17 protein-coding genes and 1 pseudogene are annotated in these 18021 nt (G+C 68.4%); 15 read left to right on the top strand and 3 right to left on the bottom strand.

From position 1 onward, the window contains the following. Positions 1 to 65 precede the first annotated feature (65 nt). The 3 genes from EV652_RS32835 (at position 66) to EV652_RS32825 (ending at position 3364) form a co-directional block, all read left to right on the top strand. Entirely contained in the window at positions 66 to 944 is an 879-nt protein-coding gene (locus EV652_RS32835) for a LysR family transcriptional regulator (RefSeq protein ID WP_132213175.1), read from the top strand. Between the two features lie 145 nt (positions 945 to 1089). Continuing rightward, the gene (locus EV652_RS32830) at positions 1090 to 1647 is read left to right on the top strand and encodes a sigma-70 family RNA polymerase sigma factor (protein WP_132213174.1); all 558 of its coding nucleotides are present in this window, start codon (positions 1090 to 1092) and stop codon (positions 1645 to 1647) included. 154 nt (positions 1648 to 1801) lie between these two features. Next, entirely contained in the window at positions 1802 to 3364 is a 1563-nt protein-coding gene (locus tag EV652_RS32825) for an AbgT family transporter (protein WP_132213173.1), read from the top strand. A 16-nt stretch (positions 3365 to 3380) separates the two neighbouring features. Here EV652_RS32825 and EV652_RS32820 read toward each other — a convergent pair whose 3' ends face one another. Next, positions 3381 to 4451, bottom strand: coding sequence for an Lrp/AsnC family transcriptional regulator (locus EV652_RS32820; RefSeq protein ID WP_242002156.1), 1071 nt, complete (start codon positions 4449 to 4451; stop codon positions 3381 to 3383). A gap of 85 nt (positions 4452 to 4536) precedes the next feature. On the opposite strand from EV652_RS32820, the gene EV652_RS32815 reads away from it, so the two are divergent. The 12 genes from EV652_RS32815 to EV652_RS32760 all read left to right on the top strand — a co-directional run bounded on the left by EV652_RS32815 (position 4537) and on the right by EV652_RS32760 (position 16095). Beyond that, a complete protein-coding gene (locus EV652_RS32815; RefSeq protein ID WP_132213171.1) occupies positions 4537 to 6033 on the top strand; it encodes an amidohydrolase family protein in 1497 nt (498 codons plus the stop codon). Continuing rightward, a complete protein-coding gene (locus tag EV652_RS32810; RefSeq protein WP_132213170.1) occupies positions 6030 to 6995 on the top strand; it encodes a threonine ammonia-lyase in 966 nt (321 codons plus the stop codon). The genes EV652_RS32815 and EV652_RS32810 overlap by 4 nt, the downstream gene beginning before the upstream one ends. Further along, on the top strand, positions 6992 to 7348 hold the full coding sequence (locus EV652_RS32805; protein WP_132213169.1) for a RidA family protein: 357 nt from the start codon (positions 6992 to 6994) through the stop codon (positions 7346 to 7348). The genes EV652_RS32810 and EV652_RS32805 overlap by 4 nt, the downstream gene beginning before the upstream one ends. After that, positions 7345 to 8088, top strand: a complete 744-nt coding sequence (gene cuyB / locus EV652_RS32800) for a cysteate racemase (protein ID WP_132213168.1) — start codon at positions 7345 to 7347, stop codon at positions 8086 to 8088. Before EV652_RS32805 ends, cuyB begins: the two co-directional genes overlap by 4 nt. Before the next feature lie 174 nt (positions 8089 to 8262). Continuing rightward, on the top strand, positions 8263 to 9534 hold the full coding sequence (locus EV652_RS32795) for an MSMEG_0569 family flavin-dependent oxidoreductase (RefSeq protein ID WP_132213167.1): 1272 nt from the start codon (positions 8263 to 8265) through the stop codon (positions 9532 to 9534). A gap of 1 nt (position 9535) precedes the next feature. After that, entirely contained in the window at positions 9536 to 10354 is an 819-nt protein-coding gene (locus tag EV652_RS32790) for an amidohydrolase family protein (protein ID WP_132213166.1), read from the top strand. Positions 10355 to 10383: 29 nt separating this feature from the next. Then, positions 10384 to 10905: an MSMEG_0572/Sll0783 family nitrogen starvation response protein gene (locus EV652_RS32785; RefSeq protein WP_132213165.1), complete on the top strand. Its 522-nt coding sequence runs from the start codon at positions 10384 to 10386 to the stop codon at positions 10903 to 10905. Between the two features lie 10 nt (positions 10906 to 10915). Then, positions 10916 to 11983: an MSMEG_0568 family radical SAM protein gene (locus EV652_RS32780; protein ID WP_132213164.1), complete on the top strand. Its 1068-nt coding sequence runs from the start codon at positions 10916 to 10918 to the stop codon at positions 11981 to 11983. Next, positions 11980 to 13377, top strand: a complete 1398-nt coding sequence (locus EV652_RS32775; protein WP_132213163.1) for an MSMEG_0567/sll0787 family protein — start codon at positions 11980 to 11982, stop codon at positions 13375 to 13377. The genes EV652_RS32780 and EV652_RS32775 overlap by 4 nt, the downstream gene beginning before the upstream one ends. Then, a complete protein-coding gene (locus tag EV652_RS32770) occupies positions 13374 to 14201 on the top strand; it encodes a carbon-nitrogen hydrolase family protein (protein WP_199238524.1) in 828 nt (275 codons plus the stop codon). Before EV652_RS32775 ends, EV652_RS32770 begins: the two co-directional genes overlap by 4 nt. Continuing rightward, the gene (locus EV652_RS32765) at positions 14192 to 15010 is read left to right on the top strand and encodes a carbon-nitrogen hydrolase family protein (protein ID WP_132213162.1); all 819 of its coding nucleotides are present in this window, start codon (positions 14192 to 14194) and stop codon (positions 15008 to 15010) included. Before EV652_RS32770 ends, EV652_RS32765 begins: the two co-directional genes overlap by 10 nt. After that, on the top strand, positions 15010 to 16095 hold the full coding sequence (locus tag EV652_RS32760; protein WP_132213161.1) for an MSMEG_0565 family glycosyltransferase: 1086 nt from the start codon (positions 15010 to 15012) through the stop codon (positions 16093 to 16095). The genes EV652_RS32765 and EV652_RS32760 overlap by 1 nt, the downstream gene beginning before the upstream one ends. A gap of 33 nt (positions 16096 to 16128) precedes the next feature. Here the strand turns inward: EV652_RS32760 and EV652_RS46255 are convergent. Both EV652_RS46255 and EV652_RS44815 read right to left on the bottom strand, forming a co-directional pair. Continuing rightward, positions 16129 to 16989, bottom strand: a pseudogene (locus tag EV652_RS46255) (NAD(P)-dependent oxidoreductase); the annotation flags it as partial. 230 nt (positions 16990 to 17219) lie between these two features. Beyond that, entirely contained in the window at positions 17220 to 17999 is a 780-nt protein-coding gene (locus EV652_RS44815) for a hypothetical protein (RefSeq protein WP_199238523.1), read from the bottom strand. Positions 18000 to 18021 lie beyond the last annotated feature (22 nt).

Raw genomic sequence — 18021 nt, 5'->3', positions numbered from 1 at the left:
GATCCCGGCGGCTAATCTTTCCAACAGAAAGAAACGATCCCTTCGATCGGTATTGGTGATCAATCGTGGAACTACGTCAGCTCGAGTACTTCGTCGCGGTGGCCGAGGAGCGGCACTTCACCCGGGCCGCAGGCCGGATGCATGTTGCACAGTCCGGCCTGTCCGCGTCCATCCAGTCGCTCGAGCGGGAGCTCGGCGCGGACCTGTTCGTGCGGAACACGCGCAGCGTCGAGCTGACCGACGAGGGGCGGGCGCTGCTGACCGAAGCCCGCCACACACTTGCCGGAGTTGCCGCTGCCAAGGACGCTGTCGCTGCGGTGAAGGGCCTGCTGCGCGGCACGCTCGCCGTGGGCACCATGCAGTGTCTCGGCGCCGTGAACCTGCCAGGGATCCTGGCCCGCTTCCATGCCGCGCACCCCGGTGTGGAGATCGAGCTGCGTCAGGGTGGTTCGACAGAGTTGATCGAGCGTGTGCGCACCGGTGACCTGGACCTTGCCTTCGTCTGCGCGCCCACGGACGGGGTGCAGGGCGTGGCGTTGAGGCCGGTGGCCGAGGAGTCGTTGTTGCTGGCCTGCTCTCCGACCCATCCGCTCTGCGATCGCGAGTCCGTCGACCTCGAGGAGCTCCGTGACGAGACGTTCGTCGACTTCTACCCCGGCTGGGTGACCCGCGACGTGGTCGACCGCGCAATGGCGGCGGCCGGCGTCGAGCGGCGGGTCGCCTTCGAGGTGAACGACGTGCATTGGCTGCTCGACCTGGTTGGGCTCGGCCTCGGGGTCGCGGTGGTGCCAGAGGTGTTCAAGCACAAGAAGAGCTCGGTCCGGTTCGTTCCGATCACGGCAGGACCGACCTGGCAGGTCGCCGTGGCCACCGCGACCGGCCGGTATCCGGCCGCCGCCGCGAAGGCCCTGCTGTCCCGCGCCGATCTCGGAGCGACTCGCTGATTCGGCCGCCATCGCGCACACCGGGATCAGATCTGACAGCACTCCGGACCCCTGCTAGCAGGTAACGGCGACTTGCGGCCAGCAGGAAGGGGGAATTGGCGCTCGCCGCGAGGACGCGGGAGGGCCTGCGGGCGACTCTCGGAAGATGCGATCCGAGTGTTCCCGCGAGCTCAAGGCCAGGTTCGAAGCCGAAGCGGTTCCGCTGCTGCTTCGGTTCTACCCGGCCGCGGTGCGCCTGACGCGCAACGCGGCCGATGCGGAGGATCTGGTGCAGGAGACATGCCTGCGCGCCTATCGCGGCTTCGACCGGTTCCAGCCGGGAACCAATCTGAGGGCCTGGCTGTACCGGATCCTCCACAACACCTTCATCAACGACTACCGGAAGGCCCAGCACCAACCCCGAACCATCGCGGACGACTGGTCCCAGAACCAGGCCGTCGAGCGACGCATAGCAGACGTATCGGCAGAGGATGCGGTCATCGCCGCGATCCCCGACGACCGGTTGCGAGAGGCGCTGGCATCGCTGCCTGAGATCTACCGGCGCGTTGTGCTGCTCTTCGACGTGGACGGGTTCAGCTACCAGGAGATCGCCACCATCGTCGGAGTCCCGCGGGGAACGGTGATGTCCCGGCTGCACCGCGCGCGCAAGGCGCTGCGCGAGCGGTTGCAGGCTTCGCCGGAGGCTCGGTGTGTTGCCGCCTGAGCAGATGCTGCTGCAACGACGTCCTCGACGCGGTGGCGGAATACTGCGCAACCTCTTGGGCTGGTGTCGGAATCATGCGTCTGCAGCGGCATCGTGGAACTGGCCCCACACACTGGCGGACACCAAATCCGGTACGACGGCGTGAGGTATCCCGATGACCACGAACAGACCCAACCCGATCGACGACGAGTTGACGACGACGGACGAGGCCGGCCGCCTGAGCGGCGTACTCGGTCTCGTCGAGCGCCTCGGCAACAAGCTCCCCAACCCCTTTCTCCTCTTCGTCGGTCTCCTGCTGCTGATCGCGGTCGCGTCGACGGTCGTGGCTGCGTTCCATGTCACGGTGAACGTCCCTGGGGTGGATGAATCGGTGCCGGTCCGGGCCGCGCTGGCGCCGGACGGCCTGGTCGCGTTGATGGACGGCGCGATCGACAACTTCGTGACGTTCCCGGCGTTGGGTCCGGTTCTCGTGGTGGTGCTCGGGGTCGGTGTCGCGCAGGGCACCGGCGCCCTCGAGGCCGCCGTACGGCTCGTGTTCGCACGCGTTCCGCGGGGCGCCGTGCCGTACGTCGTCGCGCTCGTCGCCTGTCAGGGGCACGTCATGTCCGACGCGTCGTTCCTGGTGATTCCTCCGCTCGCAGCGCTGGTCTTCCTGGCGGTCGGACGGCATCCGCTGGCCGGATTGATCGGTGCGTACGCCTGTACGGCGACCGGCTACGGCGGTGGACTGCTGATGGGGACGCTCGATGCTTCGCTGGCCGGGATCACCCAGAAGGCGGCTTCGCTCCTGCCGGCCGGGCAGGACTTTCACGGCAACATCGCGATGAACTACTACTTCGGTGTCGCCGCCGGGTTGATCCTCCCGATCATCGGAGGCCTGCTGATCGACAAGGTGCTCGAGCCGAGACTCGGTCCGTGGCGTGGCGAGCCTGCCGAAACCGGGGGCGTGCGGGTCAGCCGGGATGAGAAGCGGGCGGTGCTGGTCGCGGCCGGCGCGGTCGCCGTGTTCGGTGTGCTGCTCACGATCGCCTGGCTGCTGCCGGGTTCGCCGCTACAAGGAGAGGGTGGAACCCTCGTTCCGTCGCCGTTGCTGTCGAATCTCGTGATCGCGATCTCGCTGTCGTTCCTCATCTTCGGGCTGGTCTACGCCCGGGTGTTGCCGGTCCAACGTGACAAGCGCGAAGTCGGCAAGCTGATGGAGCAGTCGATCCGGGACATGGCCGGATTCATCGTGCTGATCTTCATCGTCTCGCAGACCCTTGCTGTGCTGGCGTACTCCAACCTCGGCGTGCTGATGGCGGTCAAACTGGCCGATGCCGCCGAAGGCGTGGGCCTGCAGGGTTTCGGTGTCCTGGTGTTCCTGGTCGTCCTGTCGGCGCTGCTGAACCTCGTCATCACGTCCGGCAGCGGCCTGTGGTCGCTGGAGTCGACGGTGATGGTGCCAGGTCTGATGCTGCTCGGCCTGTCGCCGGCGATGATCCAGGCGGCCCACCGGATCGGCGACTCGGTGACGCAGGCGATCTCGCCGATGCACATCTTTCTCTACCTGGTCCTGACGATGGCGCGGCGCTACGAACCGAACCTCAAGCTCGGCACGCTGGTGGCGCGGCTGCTGCCGTTCGCGCCCGCGTTCGCCGTCGTATGGATCGGCATCCTCGCACTGTTCTACTTCCTCGGACTCCCGCCAGGCCCAGGGCAATCGGTCTTCCTGCCCTGAGCGCCGGGTCCGGGAGTCACCGGGGCTCGAGGGCCCACGGGTCGACTGGGGTGGCGCGAACCCAGCGGCCCGTGGCGTCCAGCACACGTCCGTACAACTTCGCCTGCCGAAGCACCATCTGCCGATCGACGACCCGGACGTGCGGGAACTCCCCGGTGAGCCGGGACACCAGCGGATGGAGATCCGAGGCGGCGTGCAGGCCGACCGTGAGGAGCATGTTGGCCGGCCCGGCAATGGCCGCGCAGGTCCGCGTCTCGGCCCACTCGACCAACGCCCGGCCGGTCTTCTCGAGCAGGTTGTCCGGCATCTCCAGCCACAGCACGGCTGCCGCGTGCCAACCCGCCAACGGCCGGGCGAGGTCGCAGCGAAAGTCCACGTCGCCGGTCGCAACGAGTCTCGCCAACCGCCGTTGCACCGTCCGGGCGGAGGCGCCGACCACCTCGCCCAATTCAGGGTAGGTGGCCCGCCCGTCGACCGACAGAGCCGAGAAGAGACGTCGGTCGATGTCGTCCATCGGTCTGGTCGACTCGGCCGAGCCCACTGACGGAGCCAATGCGGACACCGCCACTCGCGGCAGTACCCGCAGGCGCCAGCGTCGTGACGCGTCGAAGACCCGGGTGGCCATGTGGGTCCGGATCTTGCGTACGCCGGGCAGTCGCGGCAGGTCCGTGAGGAGGTAGTCGGCCAGCGGTGGCAGGGACGCCGACACCGCGATCACCCAGAGGTCGTAGGTGCCGGCGATGTGCTGGAGCGTGATCAGGTGCCCGGCCCGGCCCAGTGCGTCGGCGACCTCGAGGGTCGAGCCCGCCTCACAGTCGAGCTCGAGAAACGCCATCGTCATGGTGTGCAGCTGCCGCTGCCCCAGCGCGACGGTCGACCACGCCTCACCGTTCGAGTTCAGCCGGGCCCAGCGTCGTGCCACGGTCACCGGGTCGACGCCCAGGGCATCGCCCAGTTGCGCCCAGCTCGCGCGCGGGCTGATTTGCAGGGCGTCGATCAGCGCGAGGTCCGCCTCGGACAGCAAGAGGCTCGGCGCGATGTCCGAATCCTGCGGCCTGACTATGCCCTGTGTCCCAATACGGCGCATATCCACGTGATGAAGCGTAGTTCCGGATACTTGCCATGCCAACGAGACAGCCGGCCGAAATGGGCCGGCCGGAGAGGACGGTGCGATGGACTCGCGACCCGATGCGGTTGCCGAATGCGACCTGCTGCTGACCGGTGGCCGGGTGATCGACCCGGAGACCGGGCTGGACAAGGTCGTCGACGTGGCGGTGAGCGACGGCCGGATCGTGGCGGTCGGCGGTCCGGCACCGCGGGCACGCACGACCTTCGATGTCGGCGGGCGGGTGGTGACCGCGGGTTTCATCGACCTGCACAGCCATGCACAGAACATCCCGTCACTGCGGCTACAGGCTCTCGACGGCGTCACCACCGCACTGGAGCTGGAGTCCGGCGCGGGCGACGTACAGAGGTCGCTCGAGCGTGCGGCCGAGGCGGGCCGCCCGGTCAACTACGGGTACTCCGCCTCCTGGGCGCAGGCACGCATGGACGTCATGGACGGATCGAGTCCTGAGGGTGGCTTTCTCGACTTCACCAACGGCATCGCGGGCACCGGCTGGCAGCGGCCCGCCGATGCCTCCGAGCTGGCCAGGATCATCGGCCGGCTCGAGGAGCAGCTCTCCGCGGGGGCGGTCGGCATCGGTGTGCTGGTCGGCTACGCACCCCAGACCGGTCGCAACGAGTACCTCCGGGTGGCGTCTCTGGCCGCGCGGCACGGCGTACCGACGTACACGCATGCTCGCTTCAAGAACCCCGAAGATCCGGAGTCCGCACTGGAAGGCGCGGCCGAGGTGGTCGCCGCGGCTGCCGGCAGCGGCGCCCACATGCACCTGTGCCACGTGAACTCGACGTCGCTGCGGGCCATCGACGAGGTCGCCGAGCTGATCGACGGCGCGCGACGCCGAGGGCTGGAGGTCACCACCGAGGCCTACCCGTACGGGGCCGGGATGACCGCGGTCGGTGTGCCCTTCCTGCACCCGGACAACCTCGCCCGGCTCGGGATCCAGCCGTCGAACCTCAGCATCGTCGCGACCGGTGAACGCCCGAAGGACGCGGCCCGGCTGGTCCAGATCCGCCGGGAGACCCCGGGCGCGCTGGTGATCATCCACTACCTCGACGAAGACCAGGAGCAAGACTTGTCACTCATCCATCGCGCACTACTGATGGCCGACACCGCGGTCGCCTCGGACGCGATCCCGTTCACGACTCCCACCGGCACAGTTGTCGAAGGTGATCGGGAGTTGCCGCCGGACGCGTCGTCGCATCCCCGCACGACCGGCACCTTCTCCCGGTTCCTCCGCACGATGGTGCGCGAGACCGGCGCCCTGCCGTTGATGGAGGCACTCCGGCGTTGTTCGTTGCTGCCGGCACAGATCCTGCAGGAGGCGTGCCCTGCCATGGCGCGCAAGGGCAGAGTGCAGATCGGGGCCGACGCGGACCTGGTGGTGTTCAACGCCGAGCTCGTCAGCGATCGTTCGACGTACGACGCTCCGCAGGCCAGCTCGACCGGGTTCGACCACGTACTGGTGGCCGGCCAACCGGTTGTCCGTGACGGCAGTATCACCACGGCGCTCCCCGGCCGGCCCGTCGTACGGGGAGCCCGATGAGCCCCGAACTGGTCGGCCTCGACGACATCCGTGCCGCGGCCGATCGGATCGCCGGAGTGGTTCTCCGTACGCCGGTGATCGACCTGCCGCACCCGGAGAGTCCCGACATCTCGCTGCACTGCAAGGCCGAGTCGCTGCAACCGACCGGAGCCTTCAAACTCCGTGGTGCGTACAACACGATTGCCCAGGTCATCGATCAGGCGCGGGCCAACGGCATCGTGGCGCAGTCCTCCGGCAACCACGCCCGCGCGGTGGCGTGGCTTGCTCGCCGCCTCGACCTCCGGGCCGTCATCGTGATGCCCGATGCGGCACCGCCGAACAAGGTCGCGGCCGTCCGGGCACTCGGCGCGGAAGTCGAGTTGGTACCAGCGGCCGAGCGTGACACCCGGCCGCTCGACTGGGCCGCGAAGGGGTACGTCCACGTCCCGCCGTACGACGATCCGCGCGTGATCGCGGGGCAGGGAACGATCGGGCTGGAGCTCCTCGAGCAGGTGCCCGACCTCGAGACCGTCGTGGTGCCGGTGTCCGGAGGCGGGCTGATCTCCGGAGTGGCGACCGCCATCAAGGTGCTCCGCCCGGACACCAAGGTGATCGGTGTCGAGCCGGTGTTGGCTGCCGATGCGGCCGAGAGCCTGTCGCTGGGCCGGCGAATCGCCTGGGACCCCAAGCGCACCTATCGCACGGTGGCCGACGGGTTGCGAACCACCGCGCTCGGCATCCATCCGTGGGAGCACGTCCGCCGCTACGTCGACGAGATCGTGACCGTCACCGACGCGCAGATCCTCGCCGCGGTGCGGTACCTGGCGATCGAGGGCCGCCTCGTCGTCGAGCCGGCCGGCGCAGTCGCGGTCGCGGCCTGGATGCAGGAGATCGTGCCCCTCCGGCGGGGGACAGCGGCTGTCGTATCCGGCGGATCCATCGATCCGCAACTACTGGCGTCCGTACTGGAGGAGACTTCATGAGTGCCGACAAGGTCGAGGCACATCCGTACAGTGACGCGGTCGTCGCGGCGGGACTGGTGTTCGTGTCCGGGTCGCTTCCGTTGCGCCCGGACGGCGTTGTCGTCGGTGGCCGGGCGGAGGCACTGGCCGAGGCGATGGAGACGGTACGACGCCGGCTCGCGACTGCGAACGCCCGGCTCGAGGACGTCGTCAAGGCGACCTACTATCTGACTGACATCACCCTGCGGGACGAGGCCAACGCCCAGTTCTGCGAGGTGTGGCCGGCGCCGCGGCCTGCGCGGACGGTGGTCGAAGTGGCCGGTTTGCCGTACGGATCGGTCGTCGAGATCGACGTCGTGGCAGTGGCCAGGTGAGCGCGACGGCCGGCCGTCGGATCGGCGTACTGGGCGGAATGGGGCCTGCGGCAACCGTAGACTTCTACGCCAAGCTGATCGAGGAGACGCCGGCCGGTCGCGACCAGGATCATCTCCCGGTGGTGATCTGGGCAGACCCGAGAGTGCCCGACCGGAGCGCGAGCTTGCTGGGTGGAGCAGCGGACCCGACGCCTTGGCTGCGGAGCGGCATCGAGGCGCTCAAGCAGGCCGGCTGTGACCTGCTGGCGGTGCCTTGCAACACAGCCCACGCGTTCGTGCCTGCCCTGGCCGCCGAGGCAGGAATGCGACTTGTCAGCATCGTCGACGTGACAGCAGAGACAATCGCCTCCAGTGGCGTGCGGGTCGTGGGGCTGCTCGCCACCAACGGCACCGTCCGCACCGGCCTGTACGCCGAGGCGCTGGCGGAACGTGGTGTCGCGGTGATCGAGCCCGACCCGGGCGATCAGCAGCTCGTGGTGAACGTGATCGCCTCGGTGAAGGCCGGCCGCGTCGGGCCGGTGGATGCACGTGCTCTGACGGCGGTCGCTCGGCGGCTCGCGGCACGCGGTGCCGAGCAGGTCGTCGCAGCCTGCACTGAACTCGTGCTGGCCATGAACGAAGGCGATCTCGGACCCCCGGTGGTCGACCCGGCCAGGCTGCTGGCCCGAAGGATGGTCGAGATCGTCACCCTCGCTCACTGCGCGCCCCGACAACTCCCAGCAGGCTCGAGGCTCGGCTGAAGCTGTCTGACGGGGCCATCAGGTACTGCCGGCTGATTTGCGTGTTCGTGGTTACACACGCGAAACCTGCGAGGCCTCATCGGAAACGCGAGTTTGTTCCGGGGGCAATGGTGCGGCAATCGGATGGTTCTTCACTGGATGTCAGCCAGGACGGATCGAACCCCGGGAGCCGGCATGCAGCTCAGAGACGGTGCGCACTACTCCGTCGTCGTGGTCGGCGGGGGTCAGGCGGGTCTGGCGACGAGTTGGCACCTGACCCGCCAGGGCCTGGATCACGTTGTTCTGGAGGCGGACCGGGTCGCGAGTGAGTGGCGCAACCGGCGGTGGGACTCGTTTTGCCTGGTGACGCCGAACTGGCAGTGCCGGCTCCCAGGATTCCCGTACGACGGACCGTCGCCGAACGGATTCATGGCCAGAGACGAGATCGTCCGGTACCTCGAGGACTACGCCGGCTCGTACGACGTCCCGCTGATGGAGGGCGTTCGTGCGACGGGACTGGATCACGGGTTCCGGATCACCACGACGCACGGCACCATCACCGCCGGGCAGGTGGTGGTTGCGACCGGGCCCTACCAGCAGCCGCGGATCCCGCGGATGGCCGAGCGGTTGCCGAGCGGGATCACGCAGCTGCATTCCTCGCAATACAAGCGCCCTGGGCAGCTGCCGGACGGCGAGATCGTCGTCGTCGGGACCGGGCAGTCGGGTTGCCAGATCGCCGAAGATCTCCATCTCGCCGGGCGGACGGTTCACCTGGCCACCGGCGGCGCGCCGCGGGTGGCCAGGTTCTACCGCGGACTCGACGTGGTCGCCTGGCTGGACCGGATGGGCTACTACAGCAAGGGAATCGACGAGTTCGACGACGCCGACGCGGTCCGGTTCCGGGTGAACCACTACGTCACCGGACGCGACGGTGGCCGGGACATCGACCTGCGAAAGTTCGCGCTGGAGGGGATGCAGCTGTACGGACGGCTGATCGACGCGGACCGGTCCACACTGCGGTTCGCGCCGGACCTGCGGCAGAACCTGGACCACGCGGACGCGGTCTCCGAGGGCATCAAGGACTCGATCGACGCCTTCATCGCCGCCCGGGGGATCGTGGCGCCGCCAGAGGCTCGCTGTCAGCCGATCTGGAAGCCGGTCCAGGAGCCGGAAACCCTTTCACTGCACGGGATCAGCGCGGTCGTCTGGAGTACCGGGTTCCAGCGGGACGACGCTTGGATCCGGGTTCCGGTGTTCGACGGTCGCGGTTATCCGACGAACAAACGTGGCGTCACGAGTGTGCCGGGCCTGTACTTCATCGGTCTGCCGTGGCAGCACACCTGGGGTTCGGGCCGCTTCGGTGGTGTCGCCGACGACGCGCAGTTCCTGGTGGAGCGAGTCACGGAGTGGCAGGCAGGTGTGCACTGGATCGCCGGCGTGCCCCGTGCGCAGCGGACGGTGGCCTGAGATGAAGGTGTACGACGCACATCGTCATCTCGGCGTGCTGCCGGCGTACCCGTTCTACGGCGGTCCGCCGGTCAGTCCCGACATCACCGCCCGCGCGACCATCGACGAACTGCTCGAGGATCTCGATGCCGAGGGCACCGAACGCGCGCTGGTGATCCCGAACTACGGCGTACCGGACGTCGCGGTCTCTTTTGCCTTCAACGACCTCGTAGTCGAGGCAGCGGCACGCGACGACCGGATCCGGGCCGGACTCTGGGTCTCCCCGCGACCGCAGGACGCCAAGCTCACCGCGAAGGCGCTCACCCTGGCGACGGAACCCGGCGTACGGGCGCTGAAGCTCAGCTTCCTACTGGGCGGACATCCGACAGACGACGATGCTCGGCCGCTGCTCGACGAGATCTTCAACGCTGCAAGGGACAACGGCCTCGTCGTGCACGTGCACACGTCGCCCGGCGCCGCGTCCGACATCGACCACGTCGGCCACCTGGTCGAGTCGTATGCCGACCAGGTCCCGCTCCACCTCGTTCACTTCGGTGGCGGGATGAGCGGTCACATCAAGCTGATCGGCTCCCGGTTCTTCGACTGGATCGAAGCCGGCAAACGCGTCTACACCGATCTGTCCTGGGCGATCGGGTTCGCCCCGGGCTGGCTGGCGGCCGAGATCGAACGCCGCGGCACCGGGCACGACCGGGTCCTGTTCGCCAGCGACCAGCCGTGGGGCGACCACGCCGGCGAGTTGGCCCGGATGCGGACCGCGATGGGCGACGGCGAACTCGGCGACCTGGTCTTCCACCGCACTTTCACCGCTCTCTACGACTGATCAACCATCACAGCACAAGGAGCAACGACATGCCCGAACTGGCCGAACTGACCGAGCTCGAGACGAAGAGCCTGGAGGAGATCCCGCACCCGTCGCTGCCGCAGGGCTCGAGCATCTACGGCGGGACCAAGGTCTTTCCCGACTACCAGGCCGAGGACGGCGAGACCTACTTCACCCTGGTGCACGGCATCGCGCACGAGTCCTCGGTGAGCTTCGTCGCGATCCTGCAGGCGACTCGGGCGCAGCGGAAGGGGTTCGAGTCCGCGATCTACTTCTACGGTCCCGGCTCGCTGAACTGCCTGGCCACTCGCGGGTTCCCGACCACCGGCAATTCCGCATTTCCCGGTGAGCACAACATCAACGAGTCGCTGACGACGTTCATCGCCGAGGGCGGCAAGGTGTACTGCTGCCGGTTCGGCTTGTCCCTGCACGGCGCCCGCGAGGAGGACCTGATCGAGGGCGTCATTCCGACCCACCCGCTGGATGTGCAGGACGCGCTGATCCACTACGCGCGCAAGGGCGCCATCATCAACTCGACCTACATGTTCTGAGGAGCCGGCTATGAGCGTTGGCACCGAAGGCCTCGCGACCAGAGCCGAGATGGCCGTGTACGGCGTACAGGTCGACGCACCGGTACGTCGCAGCAAGGGCGCCGGGCCGAGCGACGACGGGCACCTGGTCATCGACGGTGCCAACGCGACCCTTCCGATCGTTGCTAACAGCCCCTATCAGGTCAGGGACGGGTCTGTGTTCCGCAACGGCCTGAATCTGGGGCTGTCCGTCGAACCGGTCCGGCGGCCGCGGTTCTACGACCTGACCACGGCCGACGGCATTCCCTACCAGCAGATCGCTCTCCTGCACGGCAAGGACGTACTCGCCACGACGGTCGTCCAGACCTGCATCCGGTACGACGAAGCCACCCGCTGCCGGTTCTGCTCGATCGAGGAGTCGCTGCGGGCCGGGGCCACGATCGCGGCGAAGACCCCTGCCCAGTTGGCCGAGGTCGCCGAGGCGGCGGTCCGGCTCGACGGCGTCACGCAAATGGTGATGACGACGGGTACGACCACCGGCCCGGATCGCGGCGCCCGCAACCTGGTCCGATCGGTGCGGGCGGTCCTCGCCGCGGTGCCGGGTCTCCCGATCCAGGTGCAGATCGAACCGCCGGATGACCTGAGGGTGCTGGCGGATCTCCGAGGGGCCGGGGCGACCTCGATCGGCATTCACGTGGAGTCGCTGGACGACACCGTCCGCCGGCGGTGGATGCCGGGCAAGTCCACTGTCACCTTGACCGAGTACGAGGACGCATGGGCCGAGGCCGTCCGGGTGTTCGGCCGTAACCGCGTCTCGACGTACCTGCTGATCGGTCTGGGCGAGGACCCGGACGAACTGATCGCCGGGGCAGGACGGTTGATCGAGCGTGGTGTCTATCCGTTCGTGGTGCCGCTGCGTCCGATGCTGGGCACACTCGCGCGGGCCGACGGTGTCAAGCCCCCGCATCCCGACCTCGTCCGGGACATCACGTCCCGGGTGGCCGCGCTGCTGGCCGCCGCCGGGATGCGCGGCACCGATCAGGGCGCGGGTTGTGCTGCCTGTGGTGCTTGCAGCCTGCTCTCGGCGGCCGGCTCATGAGTACACCGCTGGTCCAGACCACGGGTGTCCTTCACGCCGCGGATGTGCATGCGCTCCTGGGTGATCCTCCTCCGGCCTTCCTGATCGAGGAGGTCGAAGACACAGCCACGCTGGCCGCGTACCGGAAGCTGCGCAGACAGACCTTCGTCGAGCGGCAAGGTCTGTTCGATCACAGTGACCTCGACGAGCGCGACGACGATCCACGCACGATCGTCCTGGTGGCTCGTGATGCCGATGGAACGGTGACCGGGGGAGTGCGGCTGGGCCCGGTGGCCGACGGTCCCGACATCGCCTGGTGGCAGGGCGGACGATTGGTCACTCTGCCGGGTGGGGCGACCAAAGGTGTTGGCGCGGCGCTTGTGCGCGCTGCCTGTGCGCGCGCCGAAGCAGCAGGTGTTCTTCGGTTCGACGCAACCGTGCAGACGGGCACCCACCGGTTCTTCCAGCGGCTGGGATGGGAAACCGTCGATCGGGTGACGGTGGCCGGCACTCCGCATGTGTTGATGCGGTGGCCGATCGACCGGGTCCGGCGGCTGGCATCGGCCACCAAGAGTGAGCTGGGGCCATTGCTGCAAGGGATCGGGCCGGCGGGATTCGTCGGGGATGACGGCGCGCCGGTGCCAGGGACCGAACTGGTCGCGGCTTGTGACGCGATTGTGCCGGCCATGGTGGAGCGGGATCCGGAGTGGGCCGGGTGGTGCTCGGTGCTGGTGAACGTCAACGATCTTGCTGCGATGGGCGCCGTACCGCTCGGGCTTCTGGATGCACTCGGTGCCCGGGATCGGTCGTTCGCGAGTCGTGTGTTGAGCGGATTGCGACGGGCCGCGGACGCGTACGGAGTGCCGGTGCTGGGTGGACACACACAACTCGGTGTGCCGGCGGCGTTGAGCGTGACGGCGCTCGGGCGGACCGCGCGTCCGGTGCCGGGTGGCGGCGGTCGGCCGGGGCAGCCGGTGCGGCTGACGGCAGACCTCGGCGGAGGCTGGCGTCCCGGCTATGCGGGGCGACAGTGGGACTCGACCAGTCATCGGCGACCGGAGGAGCTGCGGGCGATGGTGACCGCAGTTGGGGAGGCGAGACCTGCAGCGGCGAAGGACGTGTCGATGGCAGGTGTCGTCGGCACGCTCGGGATGCTCGCGGAAGCCAGTGGGTGTGCGGCCCTGCTCGACGTCGCCGACGTACCGAAGCCGGATGCCGCGTCGATGGGGGACTGGCTGACGTGCTTTCCCGGCTTCGCGATGCTCACCGCCGGTCCGGAGGAGCTGTCAGCGGGTCCGGCCGTCGGCTCGGTGTGTGGCGAACTGACCATCGGACAAGGCGTCCTACTGCGCTGGCCGGATGGCGAGGTCACCGAAGCGCTGAGTGCCGGTGTCACCGGGATGGGAGCAGCATGACTCTTCGGATGGCGGCGGTCGCCGCGAACTTCGACCGCGATCTGGACGGCGACTTCGCGCGCGTGGCGGTTCTGATCGAGCAGGCCCGTGAGGCCGGGGTGAAGCTGCTCGCCCTTCCGGAGGGTGCCCTGGGCGGCTACCTGCTCAGCCTCGACGGTACGGCGGAACCGCCGCCGGCGTTCGGTGTCGACGGCCCGGAGATCAAGCGGCTTGCCCGGCTGGCCGGCGATCTCGTCGTCACCGCCGGGTACGCCGAGGCCGAGAACGGACTGATCTACAACAGCGCCGTCTGTGTCACCGGCGACGGCGTACTCGGGCATCACCGCAAGGTGCACCAGCCACTGCGGGAGGACGAGCATTACGCGGCCGGTGATCGGTTCGAGGCGTTCGATACGCCGGTCGGGCGGCTGGGACTGATGATCTGCTACGACAAGGCGTTTCCGGAGGCGGCGCGGACGCTCGCCCTCGACGGCGCTCAGATCATCGTGTGCATGTCCGCCTGGCCGGGAGCGCGGACGAATCCGGATCCCGATCTCGCGAAGGACCGGTGGAAGAGGCGGTTCGACCTGTTCGACCGGGCCCGGGCGCTGGAGAACCAAGTGGTCTGGTTGTCCTCGAACCAGTCCGGCACATTCGGCTCGCTGCGGTTCGTCGCCAGTGCCAAGGTGGTCGATCCGGGCGGCGAGATCCTCGCCGACACCGGCGTCACCGAAGGAATGGCGATCGCCGAACTGGATGTCGAGCTGGCGCTGGAACTGGCCCGCCGGTCGATGGGACATCTGCGCGACCGGCGGCCGGAGACGTACGAACTGGCATGGGTCTGAAGATCGGAGCCGTGGCGGCGGGCTTCACCCGGGACCTGGAGTTCGACCTGTCCAGAGTGGAGGCGCTGATCCGGCACGGTCGCCGTGCGGAGGTCCAACTGCTGGTCCTGCCGGACGCGGCGCTGGGCGGCTACCTCACCGACCTGAGCAAGCCGTCGCTCGACGACCTGCCGCCGGCACTCGCGCTCGACGATCCGTTGATCTCCAAGGTGATCGCGATGGCCGGCGAGATGGTGGTGTGCTTCGGCTTCTGCGAGGCCGTCGGTCCTGATCGCTACAACACCGCGTTGTGTGTCACCGGCGACGGCGTACTCGGGAAGCATCACAAGGTGCACCAGCCGCCGGGGGAGCGGTCGATCTATGCGGCAGGCCACGAGTTCGCGGCCTTCGACACTCCGATCGGCCGGATGGGCATGATGATCGACTACGACAAGACGTTCCCGGAAGCGGCCCGCGCGCTCGCGGTCGACGGCGCCGAACTGATCGCCTGCCTGTGCGCCTGGCCGACCAGCATCACCAACCGCGCGCCCCGGATGAACGAGGACCGCCAGTCCCGACTGTTCGACCTGTACGACCGATCCCGTGCGGCCGAGAACCAGGTGGTGCTGGTCTCCTCCAACCTGACCGGCTCGATCGGCGGCATGCGCTTCCTCGGACAGTCGAAGGTGGTCGGTCCGGGCGGCGACATTGTCGCCCGGACCTGGTCCAAGGCCGGGATCGCGATCGCCGAGGTAGACATCCAGGCCGAGATCGAGGTAGCCCGTCGCGTCCTCTACCACCTCGACGAACGCCGCCCGGAGGCCTACTGATGCGGATCGCGCTGCTCAGCTACTCGACCAAACCGCGCGGCGGTGTCGTCCACACGGTGTCCTTGGCCGAAGCCCTGGCCGCAACTGGTATCGACGTGACGGTGTGGTCCCTCGGCCGCGGTGGCGACACCCACTTCTTCCGCCAGGTCGACCCCCGCGTGCGACTGTCCGTCGTACCGTTTCCCGACGTACCCGGTGAAGAGGTCGGCGCTCGGATCCTGCGGTCGATCACCGTACTGCGGGATGCTTTCGACGGATCGCAGTACGACGTCGTGCACGCACAGGACTGCATCAGTGCCAACGCGGCCGGCCGGTGCATCCGGACGGTCCATCACCTCGACCACTTCACCACACCTGAGCTGGTCGCCTGTCACGAGCGGGCGATCGTCGATCCGGTTGCGCACATCTGCGTCTCCGAATCGGTCGCGACCGACCTGCTGGACGGGTGGGGGCTCAAGGCAACAGTCATACCGAACGGTGTGAACGCCGCCCGCTTCGCCGCCGCTGCTGCCGACACGCCGACCGCGACAGCCGCCCGAGCCCGCTGGCGGGAACAGCTGGGCCGGTACGTGCTGACCGTGGGCGGGATCGAGCCCCGCAAAGGATCGCTCGACCTGCTCGAGGCATACGCACGCATCGGCGACCCTGGGCTGAGGTTGGTGATCGCCGGCGGTGAGACCCTCTTCGACTACCGCCCCTACCGTGCCGCGTGGGACTCGCGGGCAGCCGAACTCGGTGTCTGTCCGATCGTCCTCGGGCCGGTCGAGGACGATCTGCTGCCTGGCCTGGTCGCGGGTGCCGAGGTCTTCGCCTTCCCTTCGGTCAAGGAAGGATTCGGCCTGGCCCCGATGGAAGCCCTCGCGGCAGGTGTCCCGATCGTCGTCTCCGACCTGCCCGTCTTCCATGAGATCTTCCGCGCGGCGGCGACGTACGCGACCGGGCCAGTCGCCGTGGCGACTGCCCTCCGGGCGGCGATGACGGAGCGGTCATCCGTGCGTCGAGAACTCGGGCGGACAGTCGCCGCGAGCTACACCTGGGAAGCCGCGGCTGCCGCGCACCTCGACTTCTACTCGTCCCTCAACTGACTTCCGCTGCGATCCGACGGCGGATGACCTGCTTCACCGGTCACTGGTCAGCTGATCGAGGACGGCGAAGAAGGCCGCGATGTCACGCCGCGCGAATCCGAGCGTGCGGGCCACCGCCAGCACCTCGTCCGCGCTGATCGTGCTCGGCAGCGGAACACCCAGACTCCGGCCCAGGTCGAGAGCCAGGTCGACGTCCTTCTGCATCAGGCGGATCTCGAACCAGGCCTCGTCGGGCAACTGGAGCACGAGCGGCGCCCGCGCCTTCAGCATCGGCGAACCGATCGCGCTCTCGGTCATCACCTGGAGGGCGAGCTTGCGGTCGACGCCGGACCGGTCGGCGAGCAGCAGACCTTCTGACAGCGCCAGCATCTGGACGGCCAGGCTGATGTTGATCGCGAGCTTGAGCGCCAGGCCCTGCCCGTTCGCACCGATGTGAGTCGGCTTGCCGAGCACCCGCAGGATCGGTTCGACCCGCGCATATGTCCTGTCGTCGCCGCCGACCATGATTGTCAACGTCCCGGACCGGACCTGCGGAACGCTCCCCGACACCGAGCATCGAGCATTGCCGCATTCCGCGCCCGCACTCGTTGCGCGAGCGCGGTGCTCGCGGCGGGACTGACGGTGCTCAGGTCGACCCAGATCTTGTCCGGTGTGAGGCCGTCGAGAACGCCGTCCGACCCAGAGGCGACGGTGTCGAGTGCGCCATCGTCAGGGAGAGAGCTCAGTACGACGTCCGCCGCGTCGGCCACTGAGCGCGGGGTCTCATGCCAGTGCAAGCCGCGGGCTACCAGCGGTTCGGCCCGCTCGCGCGTGCGGCTCATGCCGTGGACGGGATAGCCGGCGTCGAGCAGGCGGTTGACCATCGCACCACCCATGTGACCGAGACCGACAAATCCGAGAGTGGGGAGCGCTGTCACCATTTCGTCTTCTCCGCTGCCTAGCCGTCGTACTGCGTCCTGATCGGACGCAACCAGCCTCGCGTCAGCGGCGGCCGAGGACATCGCGGTCAGCGGCCGTTCGACGTTCCCGCTAGCCGGAAGGTGCGAGGGCAGGTGGTCGGCTTCCGAGCGCGGCCAGCGGGGGTATCCCGGCCTTGACGTTCGTCGCCCGCCTCCGCCTCCGGCTCAGCGGCGTCGGTGGTGGATCACGAGGTCGGTCGTGGCGATGCAAAGTGCCGCCAGCATCAGCGCGGATGCACGCAGCAGAGTGGCCGGCACCGTTGTCGCGTAGTTGTGATGGGAGTCGGCGAGGAGCCGGTAGAAGATCGTGGCAAATACGGCGGTGCCGACAGCACCGCCGATCCGCTGAGCGGTCTGCAAGGCACCGCCGGCCGCCCCGGCCATCCGCACGGGGACATGCTGCAGGGACAGGGGTGATGTTGGGTGACGTGACCATGCCGCCGCCGAGGCCGGCCAGCAGCAGCGGCCCGGCGACGATGCACGGTCCCATCCCTGGACTCCCGTGTCGTCGTGGTCAGCGCCCAACGGAGATTCCTGCTGGCTGGAAAGCCCGTCGGCCCGCCACTGGCGATACTCGCTGACATGACGACGAAGCTGCCCGATCAACGCCCGGACCGCGATGCCCTCGGTACGGCGCCCGCGCGGGTACGTCTGGCCGAAGACGACCTCCTCCTCCGCGAGCTCCAGCCGTGCCACCGACCGCCAGATCGCCTCCCGGACCGTCGCCGCCCGGTCACGCACCGGCACGGAATCCGTCGTCAGGAACACGCCGATCACTTCCTCGTCGAGCCCGCACGGCCAACGATGTTTGCGGACCTGTCGGACCGTACTGATGGCGGACTGGCGGCGTGTACGTAAAAACACGCAATCTGAACCTGGATGACGTCGGTGAGTGGCGCCATTGAAGATCCAGCGCCGCCCAACCCAACAAACCGCTTCGTTCACCCCGTGAGAAGGTGCCAACTCT

The organism is Kribbella steppae (genome assembly GCF_004342025.1).
Lineage (GTDB): Bacteria > Actinomycetota > Actinomycetes > Propionibacteriales > Kribbellaceae > Kribbella > Kribbella steppae.
The sequence above is the reverse complement of the archived record's forward strand: the minus strand, read 5'-3'. Positions and strand labels throughout refer to the sequence as shown.